23 protein-coding genes and 1 pseudogene are annotated in these 25,584 nt (G+C 66.0%); 6 read left to right on the plus strand and 18 right to left on the minus strand.

Annotated elements, in window-relative coordinates; genetic code table 11:
* Window positions 1–16: 16 nt before the first annotated feature.
* From C380_RS12965 to C380_RS12980, 4 genes are all read right to left on the minus strand, one after another.
* Complete coding sequence (locus C380_RS12965) at window positions 17–3,220, minus strand: error-prone DNA polymerase (protein WP_015014309.1); 3,204 nt, start codon at window positions 3,218–3,220, stop codon at window positions 17–19.
* A gap of 88 nt (window positions 3,221–3,308) precedes the next feature.
* Window positions 3,309–4,883, minus strand: coding sequence for a hypothetical protein (locus tag C380_RS12970; RefSeq protein WP_015014310.1), 1,575 nt, complete (start codon window positions 4,881–4,883; stop codon window positions 3,309–3,311).
* On the minus strand, window positions 4,846–5,784 hold the full coding sequence (gene imuA / locus C380_RS12975; RefSeq protein ID WP_015014311.1) for a translesion DNA synthesis-associated protein ImuA: 939 nt from the start codon (window positions 5,782–5,784) through the stop codon (window positions 4,846–4,848). The genes C380_RS12970 and imuA overlap by 38 nt, the downstream gene beginning before the upstream one ends.
* Window positions 5,785–6,016: 232 nt before the next feature.
* The gene (locus C380_RS12980; RefSeq protein ID WP_015014312.1) at window positions 6,017–7,327 is read right to left on the minus strand and encodes an HD-GYP domain-containing protein; all 1,311 of its coding nucleotides are present in this window, start codon (window positions 7,325–7,327) and stop codon (window positions 6,017–6,019) included.
* Between the two features lie 532 nt (window positions 7,328–7,859).
* On the opposite strand from C380_RS12980, the gene C380_RS12985 reads away from it, so the two are divergent.
* A complete protein-coding gene (locus C380_RS12985; protein ID WP_015014313.1) occupies window positions 7,860–8,156 on the plus strand; it encodes a hypothetical protein in 297 nt (98 codons plus the stop codon).
* 90 nt (window positions 8,157–8,246) lie between these two features.
* A pseudogene (locus tag C380_RS12990) lies at window positions 8,247–8,541 on the plus strand (DUF4148 domain-containing protein).
* Between the two features lie 124 nt (window positions 8,542–8,665).
* Here C380_RS12990 and C380_RS12995 read toward each other — a convergent pair.
* Entirely contained in the window at window positions 8,666–9,304 is a 639-nt protein-coding gene (locus tag C380_RS12995) for a 3-oxoacid CoA-transferase subunit B (RefSeq protein WP_015014314.1), read from the minus strand.
* A gap of 2 nt (window positions 9,305–9,306) precedes the next feature.
* Window positions 9,307–10,014 carry a CoA transferase subunit A gene (locus tag C380_RS13000; RefSeq protein WP_015014315.1) on the minus strand — a complete coding sequence of 236 codons (708 nt, stop codon included), beginning with the start codon at window positions 10,012–10,014 and terminating at the stop codon, window positions 9,307–9,309.
* Window positions 10,015–10,089: 75 nt separating this feature from the next.
* Between C380_RS13000 and C380_RS13005 the strand changes: the two genes are divergently transcribed.
* Window positions 10,090–10,635, plus strand: coding sequence for a LuxR C-terminal-related transcriptional regulator (locus C380_RS13005; RefSeq protein WP_015014316.1), 546 nt, complete (start codon window positions 10,090–10,092; stop codon window positions 10,633–10,635).
* Window positions 10,636–10,677: 42 nt separating this feature from the next.
* Here the strand turns inward: C380_RS13005 and pcaC are convergent, their stop codons facing one another.
* The 12 genes from pcaC to C380_RS13065 all read right to left on the minus strand — a co-directional run bounded on the left by pcaC (window position 10,678) and on the right by C380_RS13065 (window position 23,241).
* On the minus strand, window positions 10,678–11,073 hold the full coding sequence (pcaC, locus tag C380_RS13010) for a 4-carboxymuconolactone decarboxylase (protein WP_015014317.1): 396 nt from the start codon (window positions 11,071–11,073) through the stop codon (window positions 10,678–10,680).
* Between the two features lie 183 nt (window positions 11,074–11,256).
* Window positions 11,257–13,458, minus strand: a complete 2,202-nt coding sequence (gene katG / locus C380_RS13015) for a catalase/peroxidase HPI (protein WP_015014318.1) — start codon at window positions 13,456–13,458, stop codon at window positions 11,257–11,259.
* A gap of 175 nt (window positions 13,459–13,633) precedes the next feature.
* Window positions 13,634–14,551 (minus strand): SMP-30/gluconolactonase/LRE family protein, encoded by a 918-nt coding sequence (locus C380_RS13020; RefSeq protein WP_015014319.1) that lies wholly within the window; start codon window positions 14,549–14,551, stop codon window positions 13,634–13,636.
* 21 nt (window positions 14,552–14,572) lie between these two features.
* Entirely contained in the window at window positions 14,573–15,463 is an 891-nt protein-coding gene (locus C380_RS13025; protein WP_015014320.1) for an amidohydrolase, read from the minus strand.
* Entirely contained in the window at window positions 15,460–16,431 is a 972-nt protein-coding gene (locus C380_RS13030; protein WP_015014321.1) for a tripartite tricarboxylate transporter substrate binding protein, read from the minus strand. The genes C380_RS13025 and C380_RS13030 overlap by 4 nt, the downstream gene beginning before the upstream one ends.
* Window positions 16,432–16,448: 17 nt before the next feature.
* Window positions 16,449–17,447 carry a tripartite tricarboxylate transporter substrate binding protein gene (locus tag C380_RS13035; RefSeq protein WP_015014322.1) on the minus strand — a complete coding sequence of 333 codons (999 nt, stop codon included), beginning with the start codon at window positions 17,445–17,447 and terminating at the stop codon, window positions 16,449–16,451.
* A gap of 13 nt (window positions 17,448–17,460) precedes the next feature.
* A complete protein-coding gene (locus tag C380_RS13040; RefSeq protein ID WP_015014323.1) occupies window positions 17,461–18,420 on the minus strand; it encodes a tripartite tricarboxylate transporter substrate binding protein in 960 nt (319 codons plus the stop codon).
* Window positions 18,421–18,568: 148 nt separating this feature from the next.
* Entirely contained in the window at window positions 18,569–19,501 is a 933-nt protein-coding gene (locus tag C380_RS13045) for an NAD(P)-dependent oxidoreductase (RefSeq protein ID WP_015014324.1), read from the minus strand.
* Window positions 19,498–20,184 (minus strand): diguanylate cyclase, encoded by a 687-nt coding sequence (locus C380_RS13050; protein WP_015014325.1) that lies wholly within the window; start codon window positions 20,182–20,184, stop codon window positions 19,498–19,500. The genes C380_RS13045 and C380_RS13050 overlap by 4 nt, the downstream gene beginning before the upstream one ends.
* 56 nt (window positions 20,185–20,240) lie before the next feature.
* A complete protein-coding gene (locus tag C380_RS13055; protein WP_015014326.1) occupies window positions 20,241–21,260 on the minus strand; it encodes a tripartite tricarboxylate transporter substrate binding protein in 1,020 nt (339 codons plus the stop codon).
* Window positions 21,257–22,192, minus strand: coding sequence for an amidohydrolase (locus C380_RS13060; protein WP_015014327.1), 936 nt, complete (start codon window positions 22,190–22,192; stop codon window positions 21,257–21,259). The genes C380_RS13055 and C380_RS13060 overlap by 4 nt, the downstream gene beginning before the upstream one ends.
* 41 nt (window positions 22,193–22,233) lie before the next feature.
* Window positions 22,234–23,241 (minus strand): tripartite tricarboxylate transporter substrate binding protein, encoded by a 1,008-nt coding sequence (locus tag C380_RS13065; RefSeq protein WP_015014328.1) that lies wholly within the window; start codon window positions 23,239–23,241, stop codon window positions 22,234–22,236.
* 134 nt (window positions 23,242–23,375) lie between these two features.
* Between C380_RS13065 and C380_RS13070 the strand changes: the two genes are divergently transcribed.
* From C380_RS13070 to C380_RS13080, 3 genes are read left to right on the plus strand one after another with little or no spacing between them, the layout of a single operon-like run.
* Window positions 23,376–24,221, plus strand: coding sequence for an IclR family transcriptional regulator (locus C380_RS13070; protein ID WP_015014329.1), 846 nt, complete (start codon window positions 23,376–23,378; stop codon window positions 24,219–24,221).
* A 45-nt stretch (window positions 24,222–24,266) separates the two neighbouring features.
* On the plus strand, window positions 24,267–24,848 hold the full coding sequence (locus C380_RS13075; protein WP_015014330.1) for a peroxidase-related enzyme: 582 nt from the start codon (window positions 24,267–24,269) through the stop codon (window positions 24,846–24,848).
* 8 nt (window positions 24,849–24,856) lie between these two features.
* The gene (locus tag C380_RS13080) at window positions 24,857–25,570 is read left to right on the plus strand and encodes a hypothetical protein (RefSeq protein ID WP_015014331.1); all 714 of its coding nucleotides are present in this window, start codon (window positions 24,857–24,859) and stop codon (window positions 25,568–25,570) included.
* The last annotated feature ends 14 nt before the right edge of the window (window positions 25,571–25,584 follow it).

Consider the following 25,584-nt stretch of genomic DNA (forward strand, 5'->3'; position numbering starts at 1 on the left):
GCTCATCTGCACGCACTCAATGAAAATCCCGGCTCCCCTGCAGCGCCTGCCCCATGCGGCCCAGTAGGGGTGTCAGGTCCTTGAAGCGCTGGGCCACCAGGTGGCGCACCATGGCCTTGCTACCAAGCGCGCCGGGGCTGCATTGCCACACCCCTTCCACCGCCAGCAGCTGTGACCGCAGCAGCGCATTGCGCCACACATCGACCAGGGCGGGCCAGACGATGACGTTGACGGGGCCGGTTTCGTCTTCCAGCGTGACGAACATGGTGCCCTTGGCGGTGCCGGGGCGCTGGCGCACGGTGACGATGCCGCAGGCGCGCACCTTGCGGCCGTGGGCGACGCTGTGCAATTGCAGGGCGGTTTGCAAGCGCCAGCGGGCCAGGCGGGGGCGCAGCAGGGCCAGGGGGTGGCGGCGCAGCGTCAGGCCGGTGGCGGCGTAGTCGAACAGGATTTCTTCGCCCTCGGCCGCCTCGGGCAGTTGCAGCGGGACCTCGTGCACGGGCACGTCGCGCCACAGGGGCGGCGCGCTGTGCTGGGCAGCGGCGTCCCACATCTGCTGGCGCCGGTGGCCGGACAGGCTGGCCAGGGCGTCGGCAGCTGCCAGGGCCTGCAGGTCTTGCTGACTCAGTTGGGCACGCAGGGCCAGGTCTTCGGTGCTGGCAAAGTCGGGGCCTGTGGCGCGGGCTTGCAGCAGGCGCTTGGCGGCATCTCCGTGCAGGCTGCTGACCATCCGCAGGCCCAGGCGTACAGCGGGCTGGGGCAGCGGCGGCGCGCCCAGGCCGCGTGCGGGGCGAAGCGGCTCGGGGTTGCCCTCCAGCGTGCAGTCGATGTCGCTCACGGTCACGTCGATGGGCAGCACGCGCACGCCGTGGCGGCGGGCGTCCTGCACGAGTTGCGAGGCGCTGTAAAAACCCATGGGCAAGGAGTTGAGCAGCGCCGCCAAAAAGCAGGCGGGCTCGTGGCACTTGAGCCAGCTGCTGGCATAGGCCAGCAGCGCAAAGCTGTGGGCATGGCTTTCAGGAAAGCCGTATTCACCAAAACCCAGCATCTGCTGGAAGATGCGGTCGGCAAATTCGGCGGGGTAGCCCCGGTCTTTCATGCCTTGTTTGAGAGGCTCTTCAAAGCGGTGCACGCCGCCCTTGCGCTTCCAGGCGGCCATGGAGCGGCGCAGGTCGTCGGCCATGCCGGGCGTGAAGCCCGCCGCGATCATGGCGATCTGCATCACCTGTTCCTGAAAGATGGGCACACCCAGTGTGCGCGCAAGGGCGGCCTCCAGTTCGGGCTTTTCCAGCTCCAGCGACTCGCCCCTGCGTCTGCGCTCGCGCGCCTGCAGGTAGGGGTGCACCATGCCGCCCTGGATGGGGCCGGGGCGCACGATGGCGACCTCGACCACCAGGTCGTAGAACTCGCGCGGCTGCAGGCGGGGCAGCATGCTCATCTGCGCGCGGCTTTCGATCTGGAACACGCCCACGGTGTCGGCGGCGCAGATCATGTCGTAGGTGGCGGGGTCTTCGTGCGGGATGTCTTTGAGACCCCAGCGCTCGCCGCGCAGGGCTGCGCGCAGGTTGAGGCAGCGGCGCAGTGCGCTGAGCATGCCCAGGGCCAGCACATCGACCTTGAGCAGGCCCATGTCATCGAGGTCGTCCTTGTCCCACTGGATGACGGAGCGGTCCTTCATGCTGGCGGGCTCCACCGGCACCAGCCGCGTGAGCTTGCCCTGGGTCAGCACAAAGCCACCCACATGCTGGCTGAGGTGGCGCGGAAAATCCTTCAGGTCGGCAGCCAGCTCCAGCCACAGCCGAGCGGTATGCCGGTGCAGCGACACGCCCACCGCCTGGGCCAGCTCCTGGAGGCGGTCGGTGGCAAAGGTCTCGTCAAACCAGTGGTGGTCTTTGGCAAACGCATCGACCAGGGCGGGCGCCACGCCCAGGGCTTTGCCCACGTCGCGCAGGGCGCTGCGCGTGCGGTAGCAGGTGACCACGGCGGCAATGGCGGCGCGGTCGCGGCCGTATTTGTCGTAGATGTACTGGATGACCTCTTCGCGCCGGTCGTGTTCGAAGTCCACGTCGATGTCGGGCGGCTCGCTGCGCTCCTTGCTGATGAAGCGCTCGAACAGCAGGTGGGACTGCTCGGGGGCCACTGCCGTGATGCCCAGCACGTAGCAGACCACTGAGTTGGCCGCCGAGCCGCGCCCCTGGCACAGGATGCCCACGCTGCGCGCAAACCGCACGATGTCATGCACGGTCAGGAAATACATCTCGTACCCGCAGTGCGCGATCAGATCGAGCTCTTTGCGGATCTGCGCCTGCACGCCCTCGGGCGCGCCCAAAGGGTAATGGCTTCGCACCCCCAGCTCTACCAGCCAGGCCAGTGCCTGGGCAGGTGTCATGCCCTCGGGCACGGTCTCCAGCGGGTAGCGGTACTGGATCTCACTCAGGCTGAAAGTGCAGCGCCCGGCCACGGTGAGCGTGGCCGCCAGCAACTCGGGCGGATAGATGCCCGCCAGCCGCACGCGCTGGCGCAGGTGGCGCTCGGCATTGGGCTGCAGCGCAAAGCCGCACTCGGCTACGGTGCAGCCGAGTTGGACGGCGGTGATCACGTCCTGCAGCGGCTTGCGCGAGCGGGCGTGCATGTGCACGTCGCCCGCAGCCACCAACGGCAGCTGCAGCGCGGCCCCCACGCGCTGCAGCGTGGCCAGCCACAGGCTGTCATCGGCCGCCTGGTGCAATTCGACCGCCAGCCACACATGCGGAGCCTTTTGAGAGCCCAATTGGCTGGTAGCGCTAGTGATACATGCGCTGATTGCTACAAAATCAGAAGCATCAAAGCGCTGACGGCATGGTGCCAGCAGCAGCTCGCACCCCTGCAGCAAGTGCCAGGGGCTGTCCGCCGCCACACGGTATTGCCCCTTGGGCGCGGCGGCCCGGGCGGCGGTGATGAACTCGCACAGGTTGCCCCAGCCCCCGGCATCGCGTGCCAGGGCCACCAGCCGCAGGTCGCCCCACAAAAACTCGCTGCCCACGATGAGGTGCAGGCCACATTCCTTGGCCGCCCCCCAGGCGCGCACCACCCCGGCAACAGAGCACTCGTCGGTCAGCGCCAGCGCCTGGTAGCCGAGTTGGGCAGCACGCGTGACCAGCTCTTGCGGGTGCGATGCGCCGCGCTGAAAGCTGAAGTTGGACAGGCAATGCAGCTCGGCATAGCCTGGCAGCTCGGCCATGCCTGCGGCAGGTGCAGCGGCTGCAGGCACAACAGAAGCCTGCGGAGGATGTCGGTGCGTCAAACCCATGGACAACCACCCTGCCCGCTCAGCCAAAGATTCCGTGCAAGAACCAGCGGTGTGGCCGAGCCATCGCTGGCGAGCCCTCCAGCGCAGCCGTCAGGCGCTCGCGAAACACCCACACCAGCCCCGCCACGTCGTTGTAGGCCACAAAGTAATCGCGCAAGGCCAGGTCTGCGCAATGGGGTGCTGGATCCACCGCATCGTCCATGGCAGACCACCAGCCCGCCTCCAACCGGTGGGGCCCGGCCAGCAGGCGCAGGAGGCCGTGATGGCAAGGACGGTTGCCTTGCACGGCCAGCTGCCGGGGCGGGTTCAGCAGCCAGGTAGGCAGCAGGGGGGCATCCGGCGCAATGCCCTGCGGCACACGGCCCACAGCATGAGGACCTGCAGAACGGGCGGGCGTGCCCAGCCATTCTGCCGCAGGGCGCCACTGCTGCATGCGTTCGGGCCGGTGGTCGGCCAGTAGCACCGGGGCCACCACATGGTCCGCCCCCAAGCGGGCCGACAGGCGCTCCAGCAGTTGGTGCAGGGCCTCGCCGGGAGCGCCGGCGGACTCGGGGCTGCCATGGCTTGCTGGGTCGCGCCCACCCACCTCCCCCGGGGGCAGCAGGCTGGCACTGCGGTGCGGCAGCGGGGCCGATTCGAGCAGGCGCAGCGTGATCTGGTGGACCGGGGCGGCCAGCTTGGTGTGCGCCAGGTTTTCGGCCAGCAGGCGCCGCAGGTGCGCCAGGTCGTGGGTGGCCTGGGCGGTGCGCACCTGCAGCGCCTGGGTGGGCGGCAGCATCACACCATCGATGCGCCGCAGGTCGTGGCGCCAGGCCAGCTCCAGCGCCAGCACGCCCTGCTGGCGCGCCTGCAGCCAGGCCTGCAGGGCTGTCAGGCTGCGGCTGGCGCTCCACAGCAGTGCGTCGGCCGATGCGGCCAGGGCGGGCAGCTCAGTGGTCAGTACAAACTGCTCGGGCAGTTGCAACCAGGCATGGGCCTCGGGGGCATCGCCCAGGGCCTGATCCAACACCTGCAGCACGCCCGCGCCCAGGCGCCGCGCAACGCCCGCACGCGGCAAGGCCCGCAGCGCGCCCCAGGTGCGGCAGCCCATGCGCTCCAGGCTGGCCACATGGGGGCGCAGTGCTGTCAGCGTGTGCAAGGGCAGGCTCTCTACCCTGCTCTGCGGTGGGCAGGAGCGCCCTGCCATTGCCATGCGCAGCCTGGCATGGGCCACCAGGGCGGTGGGGCCTGTGCCCCACACCGTCGGCGTATGAAGCGGCAAAGCCGGGGTCTGTCCACAGCAAGGGGCAAGCCCTTCCGCGCTGCGGACGCGTGGAGGCGCTGCGCCCTCCCCTTCGTACCGGGCAGCAGCCTCGGCCCAGGCTTGCAGCACCAGGGCCTGCAGCGCCTCGCGCCCGCCCCACAGGCGTTCGGTGGTGGACACCTCCAGCAACACCGCCTCGCCATCGGCCAGTGCCACACGCGGCGTGAAACGCAAGGCCCACCAGCCAGCGGCGGCCTGGAGTGCGCCAGCACTTTTGTCCGTGCCCATACCCGTACCTGGCAAGGCGGCAGCCTCATCGGACCAGGGCAATGGCAGAGCGATCCAGTGCATGCCTGCTCCCTTCTGGCCGGCCTCCGGGTCGGCCCCCCGGCTGCTCTCCGGGCTGGCCTGGGGGCTGGACTGGAGGCACGTGGCGCGCCAACGCCCCCGCCAAGGCCCCGGCTACACGGACGGATGCGGCCTGACGCCCTGCCAGCAGAGCCCTGGCGGCTTCTTGCGCCGCACGGCGCCGCTCAGCCTGCGCCACCAGCACCTGCGCCAACTGCGGATGACAGCCCGGCAGGTGGAGTGCCTGCGCCAGCGGAGGCCCCCGGCGCTTGAGGATCTGCACCTGCATGCCAGGGGCAGCGGCGGCATCCCCTGGCAGGGCCAGCCCCTGCACTTGCAGCCGCAACGGGGCGGGCGACGCATGCGGCATTTGCAGCGCCTGCAGCGAGGCGGCCACCGAACGAAACACCCACAACAATTGCTGCTGCTGGGCAGCCGCCAGTTGCAACCGCCGCAGTGCCGCAGGCTGCGCCTGGGGCAACCAGGCCATGACGGCCAGCACGCCCTGGCAGCGCAGCGCCTGCTCAGCCGCCCACAAGGCGGCCACGGGGGAGTCGGCGCGCACCACACACACCCGCTCTGCGCGCAACCCCTGCGATTGCAAGGCCGGGCCAAAAGGCTCACAGGGCGGCGCCACCAGCACGATGGCCCCACTTTGTTTTGCCGTGGCCTGCACCAGCGCAGGCAGCACCAGTTGCCATTCATGCAAGCCCGCCAGGGGCTGCAGCACCTCGCTCAGGGCTCCCACAGGCCAGCCACCGCCCGGCAGTTCGGCATCCAGCGCGGCATACCCTGTGGGCAGCACACGCGGCGTGCCGGCCCCCAGCGCGTCGGCATGCCACACCCCAGCAATGGAGGCGGGCGAATGGGACGCAAGCCGCGAGGAAGGGCGTGACGCAGGCATGGTGGCAGAGGGATTCAGGCAACAAGAATACTGTAAATATAACCAGTATTTTGCTGCTTGGGTGGGTCTGAAGGCGAAGACCCACCCAGGACGCCGGTATGCGGAGGCCGACGCAGGCTGGCGAACCGCCCACGCGTTCAGGGCGGCGCGGAGGGGCCGCTAGCAAGCACCGTCAACCGGAGTGCCTTCTTTAAAAAGCCCCCGAGTTGGTGGTGTCGATCCAAGAGTCGGTTTACAGCGTACGCATCGCCCAATCGCACCAGTCCGCCACTGCCGCATCGGCAGGCGTGGCACGGTCCGAGAGCTGAGGCCAGCGGCGGTGGCTGGCGTTCAGGATGCTTTGCAGCTGCCACAAGGCCTCGCGCCCCACCAGGGCGACCTCGGCCATGCCAATAGCGTCGCCTTGCAGCTGCGCCAGCAATTCCCCCTGGTGCCGGGGGTGTGAGCCCGCTTCGATCAGGGCCTTTTGCAATGCCATGAGGCGGGAATCGGCAAACGCAAAGGCGCTGCCCGCAGGAGACTTGGCCGCCGCGTCTGGGGGCAACGCCGCCTTGAGCTGGTCCCAGTAGGCAAAGGCTTCGGCCAGCAATTCGATCTGGCGCGGGGCGTCGTTACCCAGGGGCATCAGGGCCGATTCGCGGGCTACTTCTTCTTGTAGCAGCGGCAGGATGAACGCCACCAAGGCCGAAGGAAACTTGCGGTGGTTGAGCCGCAGCACCAGCGACAGCCGCTGTGCGGGCATGTCGTCGTATTTTTCGTAGAAGGCGGCCACCACCTCGGCCAACAGCAGGATGCGGCCCATGGGCGTGATGTCGGCCCCCAGCAAGGCGCGCGGATAACCGCTGCCGTCCATGCGCTCGTGGTGCTCCAGCACAGCGACCTCGGCGGCGCGTGGGTAGGCCTGTGTGTCGCGGATCATGAGCATGGCCGAGATGGGATGGGCCACCAGGTGCTTGCGCCCTACCCCCACCACCTTGTGGTCCGGGTCGTCCCAGGCCGGGTCCATGTGCAGCACCCCCAGGTCATGCAGTAGCGCAGCGGCCGCCACCGTGCTGCAGTCGCGCTCACTCAGCCCGCTTTTGAGCGCCAGAAACACCGCCACGGTGGTCATCACCAGACTGTGCTGGAACAGCGTGGGCCGCTGGTCACGCATCACCGTGAGTTTGCAGGCCATGGCAGAAGGCAATGGCAGGGAACGCAGGGGTGCCAACAACCGGGCGCCTGAGCCCAATGCCTCGGCCAGCATGGCGGGCAGGGTTTCCTGCTCGATGAGCGTCTGGCCCAGGGCCAGCAGGGCCGGTACGTCCACCGGGTTTTCGATGGACAGATGGCGATCAATGGGTTCACGCAGCTTGTGCTGTACCAGGCGGTCGTACAGACGGCTGTCGATGCGTGCCCCCTTCTCCACCAGCTTGATGCCGTTGTCGGTGTAGATGGCAGCACCTGCGACCACCGTACGCCGGTCGGCCATGTCGGTCAGCGCACGCAAGTAATGGGGGCTGTCAGCGTCCTCGGCATCCGCTGAAAGAAGAATATCGGTCATGCAAGCAACACAAATCGTTACTTCGCACTATATGGGGTTCTCTTGCAAGGCACTGACTCGCATGGCGCGATACAGACACGCAATCTTGATGCACATCAAGTGGCAAGCCCTGCTACCTGCACTTGTTTTGGCCGCATGGAACGCATTGCACGCCCCTATTCCCCTGTGCAAGACCTGCTTGCACCCAGGCTTTCCGGGATGGAAAAGCCCCTTGTCACCCCAATGTCATTGTCCCAAATGGAAATCAGGGTTTTCATGAGGCAATGTCGCCAAAAGCCCATTTTTTGGCGTTCTCAGGCAGTCAGGCTTGGGTAAACCCTGAAAAGTTCCGCGCCGATTGTTCACAATACTGGAACAGTTAGTTCGCGACTAGGTGGTTTTTCTCTGCACCCCACCGGCGTACAGTTCATCCCATCGATGAGCCGAACCCGCAAGGCGACTCACCGAACCCGGTCCCAGGCAGCTTTCTTTGTTTTTGGCGCTTTGTCCCGGTTTTTTTGAGCCGCTTCTTTAACTTCAAGGATTTTTCATCATGAACAACACCGCACGTTTCCTGTCTATCGCCGCTGTCGCCGCTGTCGCCGCTTTCGCTTCTTTTGGTGCCCAGGCTGATGAAGCCGATGCTTCGCAATTCGCCACCAAGTTTGAAACCAACCGCACCCGCGCTGAAGTGCAAGCCGAAGCCGCTACCGTGGCTCAGACCCGCTCGATCGAACCCGCTGGTTCGCGTGTGGTGACTTACAAGTCCACGGCTGACCGCGCTGCCGTGCGTGCCCAGGCTGCTGAAGCTGTGCGTACCGGCCAGATTTCTTCGGGTGAGCGCGGCTGATTGACCCGGGGCGGCTGAATCTGCCGCCCTGGTTGCGCCGTATCTCTCAGTACCCAAGTCCCTCTTTTTCAGATTTTCCGGAGTTTCACCATGAACAAGTCTGTCCGTTTCCTGTCCGTTGCTGCTGTTGCCGCTTTCGCCGCTTTTGGTGCCCACGCTGACGAAGCCGATGCTTCGCAGTTCGCCACCAAGTTCGAAACCAACCGCACCCGTGCTGAAGTGGCTGCTGAAGCCGCTACCGTGGCAAACCCGCAGCCAAGAGCCTGCTGGCTCGCGTGTGGTGACTTACAAGTCCACCGCTGACCGCGCTGCTGTGCGTGCCCAGGCTGCTGAAGCCCTGCGCACCGGCCAGATTTCTTCGGGCGAAATCGGCAACGCGATGTAATTGCCACAGGCCCCGTGCGTACGGCATGGGGGCTTTGTGAAAAAGCTGTGCAAATGCAAAAGGCCGGGGCCCTGTGAAGGGCCCCGGCCTTTTTTGTGGCGCCACTACGATAGTGGCCCAACGCTCAGGGGATCAACGTGACGCCGGTCTTGGCCTGCAGAGCCTCAAAGGTCACGCCGGGAGCCAGCTCCACCACCTTCAGGCCCTGAGGCGTCACGTCCAGGACGGCCAGGTCGGTGATGATGCGGTCGACCACGCCCACGCCGGTGAGGGGCAAGGTGCACTGGGGCAGGATCTTCAGGTCCTCGGTCCCGTCCTTCTTCTTGGCGACATGCTCCATGAGCACGATCACGCGCTTGACGCCCGCCACCAGGTCCATGGCGCCGCCCATGCCCTTGACCATCTTGCCGGGAATCATCCAGTTGGCCAGGTCACCCTTTTCGCTGACCTGCATGGCGCCCAGGATGGACAGGTTGATCTTGCCGCCACGGATCATGGCAAACGACTGGTCGCTGCCGAAGATGGACGAGCCTTTGATGGTCGTCACCGTCTGCTTGCCGGCGTTGATCAGGTCCGGGTTCACCTGGTCTTCGGTCGGGAAGGGACCGATGCCCAGCATGCCGTTCTCGGACTGCAGCCACACTTCCTTGTCACCGGTGAAGTTGGCCACCAGCGTGGGAATGCCGATGCCCAGGTTCACATAAAAGCCGTCTTCGAGTTCTTGCGCCGCACGGGCGGCCATCTGGTCTTGGGTCCACGGCATGGTCAGGCTCCTGCTTTCTCGGTGATCGTTCGTTTTTCGATGCGCTTTTCGGGGTTGGCGTTGAGCACGATGCGGTGCACGTAAATGCCAGGCAGGTGGATATCGTCGGGGGCCAGTTCGCCCACTTCCACGATCTTTTCCACTTCGACGATGCAGACCTTGCCTGCAGTGGCGGCGGCGGGGTTGAAGTTGCGCGCGGTAAGGTTGAAGCGCAGGTTGCCCGACTTGTCGGCCACGTCGGCCTTGACCAGCGAGACCTCGGGCACCAGGGAGCGCTCCATCACATAGGTTTCGCCGTCAAATTCGCGCAGCTCCTTGCCCTCGGCCACGATGGTGCCCACGCCGGTCTTGGTGAAGAAGGCCGGAATGCCCGCGCCGCCTGCGCGCAGCTTTTCGGCCAGCGTGCCCTGGGGGGTGAATTCCAGCTCCAGTTCGCCCGCCAGGTACTGACGCTCGAACTCCTTGTTCTCGCCCACGTACGACGAGATCATCTTCTTGATCTGACGGGTTTCGAGCAGCTTGCCCAGACCAAAGCCGTCCACGCCCGCGTTGTTGGAGATCACGGTGAGGTTCTTGACGGCCGAATCACGCAGCGCGTCGATCAAGGCTTCAGGAATGCCACACAGCCCGAAACCGCCTACAGCCATGAGTTGGCCGTCTGCAACCACGCCCTTCAGGGCTTCGGCTGCGGAGGGGAATATCTTGTTCACCACGATCTCCTTATGAATGGGATGCGCTACGATACTACGTACTTAAATAAGTAGTTTTCCGTAAAGATTAGCACTATGGAAGTGGATTACCGGCTGGCTTTTGACATGGCTCCCGTGGGGCTGGTGCTGTCGCGCAACCGCACCATGGTCGACTGCAACCGCCATGTGTGCGAGATGTTCGGTGCCTCACGCGAGGTGCTGATCGGCCAGTCGTTCCAGATACTTTATCCGAGCGCTGACGAGTACGAGCGCCTGGGCGCACACATGGAGCCCATCCTGAACGCCAAGGGCCACTATGCGGACAACCGCATCATGAAGCGCGCCAATGGCGAGGTCTTCTGGTGCCACGTGTCGGGCCGCGCACTCAACCGCAATGCCCCGCATGAATCCGGCATCTGGAGCTTTGAGGACCTCAGCTCGCAGCGCACCGTGAAGGCCGAGCTGACAGGCCGTGAGCGGGAGGTGGCCGCACGCCTGCTGGAAGGCCTGACCTCCAAGGAGATTGGCCGGGCGCTGGAGATCAGCCACCGCACCGTGGAGATCTACCGCGCGCGGCTCATGCGCAAGTACAACGCGTCCACCGCAGCCGACCTGGTGCAAAAACTGCTCGCAGGCGGCTGAAGCGGGGCGGCCTGTACGTCGCCCCCACCAGTCGCGGGCCCGCTACTTGGCAGGTCCCGCAGGTCCGTCAATGACTTCCGCAGCGGTGCGAAACGCCTCTACCGCCGTCGGCAGGCCGCAATAGACGCTGGCGTGCAGCAGCACCTCCTGCAGTTCCTCGGCCGTGGCGCCATTGTTCAGCGCTCCACGCACATGGCCTTTGAGTTCGTGCTGCTTGCCCAACGCGATCAGCATGGAAACCGTGATCAGACTGCGGGTCTTGCGGTCCAGCCCAGGGCGCTGCCAGACATCGCCCCACGCATTGCGCGTGATGTATTCCTGGATGGGCTGCGTGAAAGAAGTGGCGTTGCCCAGCGCACGGTCCACAAAATCATCACCCATGACCTCTCGGCGGGTGGCCAGGCCTTTTTCGTAGTCTTTGGACGGGGTTGCTGTCACGCGCGCTCTCCTTGAAAGGTTGAAACATCAAGGCCCGATGGTAGCGAGCAAGCGCAACGCCCCCGTCATGAAAACCACAGAACAAAAAGCCCAGCGCGTGCACTGCACACACCGGGCTCGATCAAGGCATGCTCAGCCCACCCCATGCCATCCTTCAACGGCATGGAGCAGAGGCCCTGGGATTCAGGCGCTGGCGCCGCCTGCGGCCAGGTCAAACCGGTCGAGGTTCATCACCTTGGTCCAAGCCTTGACGAAGTCCTGCACAAACACCGCCTGCGCATCGCTGCTGGCATAGACCTCGGCCAGCGCACGCAGCACAGAGTTGGAGCCAAACACCAGGTCGGCCACCGTACCGGTCCATTTTTTGGCACCGGTGCTGCGGTCCACACCGTCCAGCACACCTGCTGCGCCCGCCGACTTCTGCCATTGGGTGCGCATGTCGAGCAGGTTCACAAAGAAATCATTGCTCAAGGTGCCGACGCGCTGCGTGAAGACACCATGGGCCGCCTGATCCACATTGGCACCCAGCACGCGCAAGCCACCCACCAGCACCGTCATTTCGGGCGCTGTCAGCGTGAGCTGATTGGCGCGGTCCACCAGCAGCTCGGCCACGGCGCCTTCCAGGCCAGGACGCACATAGTTGCGAAAGCCATCGGCCACAGGCTCCATGACCTCGAAAGAAGGCACATCGGTCTGCTCCTGCGAGGCGTCGGTGCGGCCGGGGGTGAAAGGCACGGTCACCTCTTGCCCGGCATGCTTCGCTGCGGCCTCGACGGCGGCGCCACCGGCCAGCACGATCAGGTCAGCGAGCGAGATCTTCTTGCCGCCGGTCTGCGCGGCATTGAAGTCGCGCTGGATAGCTTCGAGTTGACCCAGCACCTTGGCCAGCTGCGCAGGCTGGTTCACGGCCCAGTCCTTCTGCGGCGCCAGACGGATGCGCGCGCCGTTGGCACCGCCGCGCTTGTCGCCGCCCCGGAACGTGGAAGCGGAGGCCCACGCCGTGGATACCAACTCTGGAATGGACAGGCCCGATGCCAGCACCTTGGCCTTGAGCGCAGCGATGTCCTGCGCGTTGACCAGAGCGTGATCGACGGCGGGAACCGGGTCTTGCCAGATCAACACTTCGGCGGGGACTTCCGGGCCCAGGTAGCGGGCACGCGGCCCCATGTCGCGGTGCGTGAGCTTGAACCAGGCGCGTGCAAACGCATCGGCAAACTGCTCGGGGTGGGCCAAAAAGCGGCGCGAGATCTTCTCGTAGGCCGGGTCAAAGCGCAGCGACAGGTCGGTGGTGAGCATGGTGGGCACCAGCTTTTTCGACGGGTCGTGCGCGTGCGGGATCGTGGCCGCAGCTCCCTTGGCCGTCCACTGGTGGGCGCCCGCCGGGCTCTTGGTCAGCTCCCATTCGTAGCCAAACAGGTTTTCGAAGAAGTTGTTGCTCCACTGCGTGGGCGTGGTGGTCCAGGTGACTTCCAGGCCACTGGTGATGGTGTCGCCACCCTTGCCAGAGCCATGGCTGCTTTTCCAGCCCAGGCCCTGCTCCTCGATACCCGCGCCTTCGGGCTCCTTGCCCACCAGGGCCGCATCGCCCGCACCGTGGGTCTTGCCAAAGGTGTGGCCGCCAGCAATCAATGCCACGGTCTCCTCGTCGTCCATGGCCATGCGAGCAAAGGTGTCGCGGATGTCACGGGCGGCGGCGACGGGATCGGGGTTGCCATTGGGGCCTTCGGGGTTCACATAGATCAGGCCCATCTGCACGGCGGCCAGCGGGTTGGCCAGATCGCGTTCGCCGCTGTAGCGCTTGTCGCCAGCCAGCCAGGTGCTTTCAGCACCCCAATACACGTTTTCATCGGGCTCCCACACATCGGGGCGGCCACCAGCAAAGCCAAAGGTCTTGAAGCCCATGGATTCCAGCGCCACGTTGCCCGCCAGAATCATCAGGTCGGCCCACGAAATCTTGCGGCCGTATTTCTGCTTGACGGGCCAGAGCAGGCGGCGCGCCTTGTCCAGATTGGCGTTGTCGGGCCAGCTGTTGAGCGGTGCAAAACGCTGCTGCCCTGCCCCTGCGCCACCACGGCCATCGGCCAGGCGGTAGGTGCCCGCGCTGTGCCAGGCCATGCGTACAAACAGCGGCCCATAGTGGCCAAAGTCTGCGGGCCACCAGTCCTGCGAGTCGGTCATCAGCGCCCGAAGGTCGGCCTTCACGGCCGCCAGGTCAAGGCTCTTGAATTCCTCGGCGTAGTTGAAGCCCTCTCCCATCGGGTCGGTGAGCGGCGAGTTCTGGTTCAGGGGGCGGAGATTGAGCTGGTTGGGCCACCAGTCGGCATTGCGGGGGCCCGTGGGCGCGGCCTTGGTGTGGTCAAAGGGGCACTTGGCTTCTGTCGTCATGGGTCATCTCCTGTGAAAGCGCGTCGGCAAAACGTATCGACAGGACAGATGGTAGGAAGCAAACCATGACAGGTAAATTGAATCGATTGAATCTCTTCAATAGTCAATATCAATAAAACACCTTCACTCCATTGATTTCACTGCACCCCATGCATTCATCAGACAGGAGGCCGCTTCAACGCAAGCGAGCCAACGGCAGTCCAGGGGCCCCCATGTCAGCCCGCAGGATGCGCCCATGGGTGGAATCAGTGACATACACCGTGGTGCGCCCTGCCCCACCAAACGCCAGATTGGTGGTGGAGCTGCCCGGCGCGCCGCGCAGCACCTGCACCGGCTCGGCGCGGTGGTTCAGCACCCACACATAACCCAGGCCGGGGTTGGCCACCAGCAAGCGGCCCTCGGCATCCACAGCCAGACCATCCGGGCCGCTCGGGCCATAGGAGGTAAAGAACTGGCTGACCTTGGCCACGCTGCCGTCGGGCAGCAGCGGCACGCGCCACACGCAGTTGCCGCGCGTCACGGCCAGATACAGCACGCGGCCATCGGGCGACAGGGCCACGCCGTTGGGGCTGGGCACGTTGTGCAGCAGCAAGTCGAGCTGTCCGTTGGGCCGCAGCCGGTACAGGCGGCCACTCGGATCGTGCAGGCCGCTCTGCCCTTGGTCGGTGAAATACAGGTTGCCGTCGGCATCAAAGATCAGATCGTTCACGCCCTTGAAGCGCTCGCTGTTGCGGCGCTGCAGGTACGGGGTGACGGCGCCCGTGGCCACGTCCAGCTGCATCAGGCCGTTTTTGTAGTCGGTGATAAGCAGCGCACCGGGCTTCAAGAACTTCAAGCCGTTGGGCTCGCCGTCGTACTCGGCCACCAGCGCCCAGTCGCCCTGCGGGTTGATGCGAAAGACCCGGCCCCAGGGGATGTCGCTGACGTAGAGGTTGCCTGCGTCGTCGAACACCGGGCCTTCCAGGAACGAATCGGTGATGGTGCCGCCCCGGTTGGCGTCGGCCCAGTCGCTGCGCTCGCGGCGGCGAAAGGGCTCGGGCATGGCGGTGAAGACATCGAGGTCTCGGACTTCAGGGGCTTGAAGCAAAAACATGGTGGGGTCTTTCCAATTCGTTCAGGCGGCGGGAACGGCATCGAAACCATACAGCCGTGCCGGGTTGTCGACCAGGATGCGGTCCATGGCCGCGTCGCTGCCAGCCCAGGCCTGCAGCAGATCCATCAAGTCGGCATCGTTCACAGTGCCAGGCGCCTCCGTGGTGTGTGGCCAGTCGCTGCCCCACACGAGGCGCTCGGGCGCGGCCTGCACCAGGGCCTGGCCCAACGGCAGGGTATCTGCATAACTGGGGCCATGCACGGTTGATCGCATGTAGGCGCCCGAGAGCTTGACCCAGGTGTTGCCACCATCCAGCAGCCTGCGCACCACGCCATAGGCCTGCGCAGCGGGGCCTTGGGCCGGATCAATGCGGCCCAGATGGTCGATGACCAACGGCACGGGTAGGGTTTGCAACTGGGGCGCCAACTCGATGAGTTGCTCAGGGTGCACAAAAATCTGGATATGCCAGCCCGCGCAGGCCGGGTGCTCGGCCACCTTGCGCGCCAGCGTGGCCAGCATTTCAGGTGTGGTGGTGCCCCACGATTGGGGCGAGACAAAGTTGACCCGCAGCCCGCGCACACGGCGTGCGGCCAGATCGGCCAGTTCATCCGCGCTCACATCCTCACCCACCACGGCCACGCCGCGCGCAGCGTCGCCCAGTTGGTCCAGCGCATCCAGCGTGCAGGCGTTGTCGGTGCCGTAGGTGGAGGGCGTGACCACCACCGTGCGCGTGGTGCCCAGGCGCGCCTGCAGTTGCCGATACGCCGCCACGGGGGCTACCGGCGGCGTGCGCGGCCAGTGGCTGGATGGTGCAAAGCGCGGGTCAAAGATGTGCATGTGGCTGTCGCACGCTCCGGGCGGCAACTGGCGCTGTGGGCGGTTCAGGCCCACGGAGTGGGGCACGGGGGTCATTGCTTTTCAATACCCACTTTGACCGCCACAGACTCCCACAGCTGGGCATCTGCCTTCAGCTTGTCGGCAAAGGCGGTTCCGCTGAGCACGCTGGGCACGGCGCCGAGGTCCGTGGCAAAAGTCTGCACATCCGCGCTGGCCATGGCTTTGGTGATTTCCTGGCGCAGTTTGCTCAGTACCGCTTCTGGCGTGCCCTTGGGAGCCCACAGGCCGGTGAAATTGACCACCTTGTAGCCCGGCGCCCCCGCCTGGGCAAACGTGGGCACATCGGGCACGGCCTTGAGCCGCTGCTCGCCGCTCACAGCCAGCAGGCGCACTTTGCCGCCACGCACCTGCCCCATCACGCCTGGGGTGGATGCGATCTGGAAATCGATGGTTCCACCCAGCAACGCCAAGGTGGCTTCCCCAGCGCCTTTGAAGGGCACGTGGGTGGCCTTGAGGCCGCTGGCACCCTGCAATGCTTCTGTGGCGAAGTGGGGCATGGTGCCCGCTCCGCCGGTGCCGTAGTTGAGCTTGCCCGGGTTGGCTTGGGAATACGCCACCAGATCGCCCAGTGTTTTGAACGGGGAGTTGGCGGCCACCACCACGGCGGTGGGGGCGAAATTGAAACCTGCCACAGGCACCAAGTCGTTGGCGTAGTCCCAAGACAGCTTCTCGAACACCTGGGGCAGGATGGAGTACGTGGTGTCATTGGCCATGAGCGTATAGCCATCACCCGGCGAACGCGCCACCTGGTTGGCGCCGATGGTGCCCGTGCCACCGGCCTTGTTTTCGACAAAGAAGCTCTGGCCGGTTTGCTCTGTGAGCTTTTGGGCTATGCGTCGGGTCACCTGATCGACCGCGCCGCCGGGTGGGTATGGCACCACGATCTTGACGGCTTTGTCCGGGTAGCCGGTTTGTGCCATGGCATGGGCCATGGCGAAGGTCAGCGCAAGGGCTGCGCCCAGTGAGGTGTGAATGCGTCGCATGAGAGTCTCCTTGTCGTTCAATCAGCTTTGAGGTCGAGCGCTTTGGCCATCTGGCTATACGTGGTCACTTCGCGGGCCACGCGGCTGGCAAAGGCATTGCCGCAGACCGATTCGGCGTCCAGCCCCAGGCCACGCAGCTTGTCGATGGCCGATGCGCTCTTGACAAAGTCGGCCGCCGTGCGCTCCAGCGCCTGGGCAATGGGCTCGGGCAGGCCTGCGGGGGCCAGCACGCCGTACCACACGTCGGCCGCGTAATTGCCGCCGCCTGACTCGGCAAACGTCGGCACATCGGGCACCAGGGCCGAGCGCTTGGGTGCACCCACGGCCAGCGCACGCAGCTTGCCGGTCTGGATCTGCGGCAGCACCGAGCCCAGCGTGGCAAACGAGCTGTCGAGCTGGCCGCCCATCAGGTCCGTCACCACGGGCGCCGCGCCCTTGTAGGGCACATGGTTGAGCTGCAGGCCCTGGGCGCGGGCAAACATCTCGGTGGCGAAGTGGCCTGAGCTACCCACCCCGGCCGTGCCTGCCGTCACGCGGCCGGGCTCGGCACGGGCCTTGGCTTGGTAGTCGGCAAGCGTCTTTACCGGCAGACCGGGTGCCACCACCAGCACCGTGGGGCTGCCTGCCACCGTGCACAGGGGGCGGAAGGACTTCACCGCATCAAACTTGACGCGGCCCTGGTACAGCGCCGGAATCATCGTGTGGTTGGTGGCGCCGAACAGCAGCGTGTAGCCATCGGCCGGGGCGCTGGCCACGGCCTGCGCGGCAATGATGGTGCCCGCGCCGGGCTTGTTGTCGATGATGAACGGCTGGCCCAGCGCGCGGCTGGCGTGGTCGGCAAACGCACGCGCCACCACGTCGGTGGGGCCACCAGCGGCAAAGCCCACCACCAGCTTCACGGGCTTGGTGGGGTAGGCCGCCGCGCCCGTTTGCGCATGGGCGATGCCAGACGCTACTAAAACAATAGCTGCCAGCGCTTGATGGATAAGCGCCAGAGGCATTTTTTTCTTGAACATGGCGAAGGCGTCCTCAGTCCATGCGGATGCCGCTGGTGCGAATCACCTCAGCCCACTTGGTGGTTTCGGCTTTCAAAAAGCTGCTGAATTCCTGCGCGCTGGAGCCCACGCCCTGCACGCCCAGTTCGGCAAAGCGCTTCTTCATTTCGGGGCTGGCCACGATGGCGCGGGTTTCGGCCTCCAGCCGCTCCAGCACGGGGCGCGGTGTGCCTGCGGGGGCGAACAAGCCGCTCCACTCGCTGACCTGAAAGCCGGGCACGCCAGACTCGGCCACGGTGGGCACGGACTCCCAGCCCTCAACGCGGCGGGGTGACGAGATGGCCAGCGCCCGCAGCTTGCCGCTTTTGACGAACGGGCCGCTGGCCGTGGTGGCGCTGAACATTACGTCCACCTGCCCACCGATCAGGTCGGTGAGCGCAGGCGCCCCGCCGCGGTACGGGATGTGGGTGATGGCCACTTTCTGCCCCTGCTTGAACAGCTCGCCCGCCAGATGCTGCGCGCCGCCGTTGCCAGCCGATGCATAAGTCAGATGGCCCGGCCGCGCCCTGGCGGCCTTGGCTACATCCGCCACCGACTGGAAGGGCGAGTTGGCGGGCACCACCATGAGCAGCGGCACCTGCAGCACCAGCGAGATGGGTGCAAAGTCTTTGGTCGCATCAAACGGCAGCTTGGGGAACAGGCTGGGGTTGACGGTGAAAGCTGTGGCGTCAAGCAGCAGCGTGTAGCCATCGGCCGGGGCCTTGGCCACCGCCGCAGCGCCAATCGTGCCGCTGCCGCCAGGGCGGTTGTCCACCACCACCTGCTGGCCCAGGCGCTGGCCCAGTTGCGTGGCAAGCAAGCGCGCGGTGTTGTCGGCATTGCCACCGGCTGGGTACGGAACCACCAGCTTGAGCGGCTTGTCAGGCCAGGTGCCTTGGGCTTGCGCAGGCGCTGCACTCAGCACACCCGCAGTGGCAGTCACTACCAAAGCCATAGCTGCCAGCGCTTTATTCGCAAGTGTTAGCGGCCGATTTGTTTTGAGAATTTGGATCATGCTGCTTGTCTCCGTGAGGTGCCGATGCCGCACCACGCTTCAGCGCGAGCGGCATCGGCACCATGGTTGTTATGGAAGAAATCGATGCTCAGGCAGCGACAGCGCTGCGGGCCAGCACGGCCAGCAGGTTCTTCGCGGCGCCCACGCCCATGTTCACGTAGGCATCGCTCGTCACGCCGCCGATGTGGGGGCTGAGGATGAAGTTCTTCTCGCCCTGGAAGGGGTGGCCTGCCGTCATGGGCTCTACCGCAAAGCTGTCGAGCCCTGCCGCCATCACCTGGCCCGAGCGCACGGCGGCCAGCAGTGCAGCCTCGTCGATCAGGCCGCCGCGTGCGGTGTTCACCACGATCACGCCGCGCTTGCACTGCGCCAGCGTGGTGGCGTTGAGCATGCCCCGGTTGTCGTCGGTCAGCGGGCAGTGCAGCGAGATGGCATCCGATTCGCGCCAGATGGTTTCCAGGTCCACCGCCTGCACGTACGCGGGCAGGTTTTTGGCAAACGGATCAAAGCCGATCACGCGCATGCCCAGGGCGTCGGCCATCTTGGCAAAGCGCAGGCCGATGGCGCCCAGGCCCACCAGGCCCACGGTGCGGCCGCCCAGTTCCAGGCTCTTGTGCGTGGCCTTGTCCCAGTGGCCAGCGTGCATGCGTGCGTCCAGCGCCACCACCGATTTTGCACAAGCCAGCAGCAGGGCCAGGGCCTGCTCGGCCACGGCAGCGGCATTGGCGCCCACGGCGGCCACCACCTCAATGCCACGGGCTTGGGCTGCGACCTTGTCGATGGTGTCCGTGCCACTGCCGTGCTTGGAGATGACCTTGAGCGCAGGCGCAGCATCCATCACCGTAGCGCCTACCTTGCCGTAGCGCACGATCATGGCCACAGGGTTGTGCGCGCGGCACAGGGCCACCAGGTCTTCTTCCGTGGATGCCTTGCCTGCATAGACGATTGCGTAGCCTGTCAGCAGGTCGAGGGCTTGTTGCGCCAGGTCGGCGCCAGTGACGATGATGGTGGGTTGGCTCACAGCGTTTCTCCTTCTTTCAGTACGCCAGCGGCACGCAGGGCGGCAGGCAGCCACTTCGCGGCGGTGTCGCCACGGGCAATGGATTCGATGCGGGCGGCTTCGTCAGCCACCTTCTTGTCCGCCAGGGCCATCATGGCGGGGGCTTTATCGCGCTCGATGACGACCACGCCATCGGCATCGCCCACCACCAGGTCACCGGGGTTCACGGTGGCGCCACCGGCGCTGATGGGGTGGTTGACGCGGCCAGGCACAAATTTGGTGGGGCCTGCGGGGTTGAAGCCCACGCTGAACACGGGGAAGTCCAGCTCCAGAATTTCCAGCTTGTCGCGGATGGCGGCGTCCACGATCACGCCCGCCAGGCCACGCTTCTTGCAGGCGCTGAGCATCAGCGTGCCCATCAGCGCCGCCGTTTGGTCGCCCTTGCCGTCGATCACCAGCACATCGCCCGGTTGGGCCAGGGCAATGGCGGCATGGATCATGAGGTTGTCGCCGGGGCGCACTTCCACGGTGAAGGCGGGGCCAGCCACCTTCATGTTCTGATGCACAGGTGCGACGCGGCCATGCATGGTGCCGCGGCGGCCTGCCACGTCGGACAGGATGGCGGCTTGGAAGGTGGAGGCTTTGGCGACGACGTCGGCGCTGACGCGGTCGATGGTGCGGATGATTTCAGGGAGTTGGCTCATGGGGATGGTCCGGTTGAACGAAGGAATGAAGAAAGGAAATAAGAGAACTGCGGTGGTCAGTCGGCTTTGATGCCGCCTTCTTTGATCACCTTGGCCCACTTGGCGGAGTCAGCCTTTTGCAGGTCGCCCAGCTGCTGGGGCGAGCCACCCACCAGCGCCGCGCCCAGCTTGTCGGCCAGAGCCACAAGGGCGGGGTCTTTCAGCGCGGCGGCAATTTCGCGGTTCAGGCGCTGCACGATGACAGCAGGTGTCTTGGCAGGCGCAAACACGGCCTGCCACTGCTCCACCACAAAGTCCTTGATCCCCGCTTCGCCCATGGTTGGCACGGCAGGCAGGGCCTTGAGGCGCTGGGCCGACGTGACAGCCAGGGCGCGCAACTTGCCCGACTGCACATGCGGCAGGGCAGCGGCTGCGGGAGCAAACATGAACTGCACCTGCTCGGCCAGCGTGTCTTGCAGCGCGGGGGTGTCGCCCTTGTAGGGCACATGGATGAAGCGCGCGCCGGTTTGCTGCGCCAGCAGCTCGCCCTGCATGTGCAAGATGGTGCCGTTGCCGCCCGAGGCAAACGCCAGCTTGCCGGGCTGGGCCTTGGCCGCGGCCAGCAGATCGGCCACCGTCTTGAACGGCTGGTTCGCGCCCACCACCAGGATGTGCGGGATGGTGCCCACGGTGATGACGGGCTCAAACGCCGTGATGTGGTCGTAGGGCAGCTTGGCCATGAGGTGCGGCGCAATCGCCTGCGGGCCGATGGACGTACCCAGCAGCGTGAGCCCGTCGGGCGCCGCCTTGGCCACATAGGCTGCACCGATGGTGCCCGTCGCCCCGGCCTTGTTGTCCACGATGACGTTGGTGGACAGGGCCGCGCCCAGCTTGAGGGCGATGTTGCGGCCCAGCACATCGGTGCTGCCACCGGCGGGGTAAGGCACCACCCAGGTGATGAGCTTGCCCGCAGGCCAATCGTTTTGCGCCCAGGCGGGCAGCCCCGTCCCCACACCAGCGCCCGCAAGGGCCAGGGTGGTCAACAGGTGGCGGCGCTGTGCGCCGTGCGTAGATAGGGGAGATACCAAAGAGGTCATGGTGCAAGGCCCTCAGACAGGGGTGGGGATGAAGAAGTCGAGACCGGCGAGAAGCCATAGAGCGCGGCAGGGTTCGTGACCAGCACGCGGCGCAGGGCATCCGCACCGGCCTGATCGCACCAGCGCGCCAGGGTGTCGATTTGCAATGCGTCGTCCGGCACGGGGTGCAGGCCAGCGCTGGCAGTGGCATGGGGCCAGTCGCTGCCCCACAGCACGCGCTCTGGTGCAGCACGCAGGTAGCTGGCGGCCAGCGCGTCGAGCGCGGGGTCGTCCACCGCATGGGTGGCACTGACGATGTAGCCGCCCGAGAGCTTGACCCAGGCCCGGCCCTCGCCCAGCAGTTGCAGCAGCAACGCATGGGCGGGGTGCTGCCCCGCCTGCGCGGGGGCGATGCGGCCCAGGTGGTCGAACACCAGGGGCACGGGCACGTTGCGCAGTACGCCGCCAAGACTGGCCAGCACATCGGGTGCCATCAGCAATTGCAGATGCCAGCCCCAGGGCGCAATGCGCCGGGCCAGGGGCAAGATAGAGTCCACCGAGCCGGTGACGCCCAGCGACAGGTTCAGCCGCACGCCGCGCACGCCCGCGTCGTGCAGGGCTTGCAGTTGGGCAACGCTCTCGCTGCCATCGATCACGGCCACACCCCGGGCCTGCTCGCCCAACACAGCCAGGCCCTGCAACATGCAGCGGTTGTCCGCACCGTAGGTGGATGGCGTGACCAGCACCGTGCGCTCGGTCCCCAGGCGCTGCTGCAGCGCGCGGTAGTCGCTGGCCGACGCATCGGGCGGCAACAACCTGGCGCCGGGCGCAGAGGGAAAGCGCTGGTCGTACACATGCACATGGCAGTCGCAGGCCCCCGCTGGCAGTGCGGTGCGGGGCGCCGCCGTTCCCAAGGAAAACGGTACGGGCGTGGCAAGGCAATCGCGGGTCATGGCGATAGGCTGTCAGCGGGGATGAGCGTGGCGCGGCGCTATCAGTCCAGGCTGGCGCCCGAGTCCTTCACGATCTTGGACCAGCGGGGCACTTCGGTGCGCAGCAGGGCCGAAAACTGCTCGGACGTGCCACCCAGGATTTCGCCGCCTTCAGAGCGCAGCTTGTCGGCCACGTCCGGCTGCTTGAGGGCCTGGTTGATGGCCTTGTTGAGCTGCGCCACGATGGCTGCGGGCGTGCCCGCCGGGGCCAGCACACCGAACCAGGTCACAGCCTCAAAGCCCTTGAACCCGGACTCGGCCAGCGTGGGCACATCGGGCAGTTGCGCGGAGCGCTGGGCCGAGGTGATGGCAATGACCTTGAGCTTGCCATTGCGCACATGGCCCAGCAGTGTGGGCACGGATGACATGTACAGATCGATCTGCCCGCCCATCAGGTCCGTCATGGCCTGGGCTGCGCCCTTGTACGGGATGTGGCGCAGCTGGATGCCAGCAGCGTTCTCGGCCATTTCACCAGCCAGATGGGCTACGGTGCCGTTGCCCGAATAGCCCAGCGTCAAGGCATCAGGCTTGCCCTTGGACGCAGCCACCACGTCGGCAAAGGTCTTGAAACGCGAGTTGACCGGCACGGCCATCACGATGGGCGAGGAGGACACCAGCGCCACGGGTGCCAGGTCCTTGAGCGGGTCGTAGGGCAGCTTCTTGTACAGCGTGGGGTTGATGGCGAGGTTGCTGGTCTGCCCCATCACCAGGGTGTAGCCGTCGGGGTCGGACTTGGCCACGGCGTCCACACCGAGATTGCCGCCGGCGCCGGGACGGTTGTCCACGATCACGTTCCACTTGTTCTGGTCGGCCACCTTCTGCGCCACAGCGCGGGCGATCATGTCCGTACCGCCACCGGGTGGGAACGGAACAATCAGGCGGATGGGCTTGGCGGGGTAGGCAGTTTGCGCCTGCACTGCGCCGTGGGGCACGCCCATGGCGGCGAGGCCCAGGAAAGCGGCGCACAGGCGCGCGCTCAAAGAACGTGAAAGCGATGAAAAAGCGAGCATGGATTTGTCTCCGTTATGGTGGTTCGTCACACCGGTCTGCTAAGGCCTGTTCGGGCCCGGCGCCGTGGTGTGCGAATGTACGCACGCGTTTCAACCCATACAATGCAGTTGCAAACAATGAAACGAATTGCGCCATGAGCAACCCATCCTCTTCGCCAGCGCGCCCTGCCCCGCGCAAGGCAGCCAAACCGAATGCCACCACTGCTGGGGCCGATGAAAGCGCAGACGCGCCGACCGATGCGGCGACCAAGGACACCGGTGGCGTGATCGCCGTAACGCGTGCCCTGCAGGTGCTGGAGGCCTTTGCGCTGGGCGAATCCAGCCTGTCCCTGGCAGAGCTGAGCCGCCGCTGCAGCCTTCACAAGACCACCGTACTGCGCCTGGCCCGCACACTGGCGCAATCCGGCTTCATGGTGCAGCGCGAAGACGGCGACTGGCGCCTGGGCCCGGCCGCCGGCTGGCTGGGTGCGCGCTACCAGGCGGGCTTTGACGTGCAGAACGTGCTGGAGCCCGCGCTGCGTGAGCTGACCCTTGCCACGGGCGAAAGCGCTGCGTTTTACGTGCGTGAAGGCAATGTGCGCACCTGCCTCGTGCGCGTGGAAGGTCCCCAGGCGCTGCGCCACCACGCCCGCATAGGCGAAGGACTGCCGCTGGACAAGGGTTCGCCGGGCCGCGTGATCCTGGCGTTTTCGGGCGAGCCGGGCAAAGCCTATGAAGAGATCCGCAAGAAGGGCTACCACTGGTCGATTGGTGAACGCGAACAGGGCGTGGCCACCGTGTCGGCGCCGGTGTTTGGCATGCACTGGCGGCTCATGGGCTCGGTGTGCATCTCAGGCCCGGCCTCGCGTTTGCCTGCTGAAAAGCTCGAAGCGCTGGCGCACACCGTGATCGCTGCGGCAACGCAGTTGTCCTATGCGCTGGCCGGCAGCTCGGCCGCGCCGGCCCATGCCCCCGTGCGGGCGACCCAGTGGCATCCCTGATACTTGCGTTCGTTATCCACCCCTACAAAAACCCAGGAGACCACCGTGAGCCGCTACCCCTTCCCCGACCTGAACACCCTGCCCGAGGACATCCGCGCGCGGATTCTTGAAGTGCAGGAGAAGGCCGGGTTCATCCCCAACGTGTTCCTCGCGTTTGCCCGCCGCCCGGCAGAATGGCGCGCCTTCTTTGCGTACCACGATGCGCTCATGCTCAAGGAGGAAGGCAGCCTGACCAAGGGCGAGCGCGAGATGATCGTCACCACCACCAGCGCCGCCAATCAGTGCCTGTATTGCGTGGTGGCGCATGGCGCAATCCTGCGCATCTACGAAAAAAAGCCGCTCATCGCCGACCAGGTGGCAGTGAACTACCGCAAGGCAGACATCAGCCCCCGGGAGCGGGCCATGCTCGACTTCGCCATGAAGGTGTGCCAGAACGCCCACGAGATCGACGACACCGATTTCGAGGCCCTGCACCCGCATGGGTTCGATGACGAGGACATCTGGGACATCGCGGCCATCACGGCGTTCTTTGGCCTGTCCAACCGCATGGCCAGCTTTGCCGGTATGCAGCCCAACCCCGAGTTCTATCTGATGGGCCGTGTGCCCAAGGCCAAGCCTGCGGCCTGATACCCACCATGCGCGCCGCAGCAACGATCTGGCTCTGTGTGCTGGCCGCCCCCGCAGTGCAGGCTGCGGGGTTTGGGCCGCCAGAAGGCACGCTGCCCATTCACCCGTTGCCGGTGGCTGTGCCTGCGGGCGCACTGTCGCCGCTGCGGTCCTCCGCCCTCTTCCGCGAAGAGTCCAACGCCGGGGCGGCGCCCACGTACTACCTGGGCGCCGGCGTGGCGGGGTCGCGCCTGCAAATCCCCGACTCGCCCGGCGCCACGGCGTGGCAGGTGGTGCCCACGGCGGCTTGCGCGCGCCTGGAGCCCGTGCCCCCAGCGCTGCTGCGAACACCCGCCGTGCAGGCCGTCTTGGTGCAGCAAAACCCCCTGCCCATGGAATGCGCTGCAGCCTTTGAAGGGAGCTGCACCAGCCGCGACGGAAAGCTGCGCATCGCCACAGCCTTCGAGGGCCGTCGCCGCGCCGCGCGCGTGGGTGGCGGCTTTTTCGGCACCGAAGGCACCATCGACACCACCTTCTACACCGGCGTGCGCACGCTCAGCATCGAACACCTGCCCAGCCGTCTGGCACTGCGCATGCAGGAGCGCCTGAACAACAGCAACGGCTACAGCGCCCCGCAGACGGCCATTCGCTATCTGCCAGAGCTGCAGCGCCTGCTCTTGCTGGGTGCCTCCGAGGCACAGGGCATGCCCATGGCGCATTGCGTAGCCCTGCCGCCTGGTTGACGGTATTCCTTGCC

Origin of the sequence: Acidovorax sp. KKS102 (genome assembly GCF_000302535.1) — a bacterium.
Classification (GTDB): Bacteria; Pseudomonadota; Gammaproteobacteria; order Burkholderiales; family Burkholderiaceae_C; genus Acidovorax.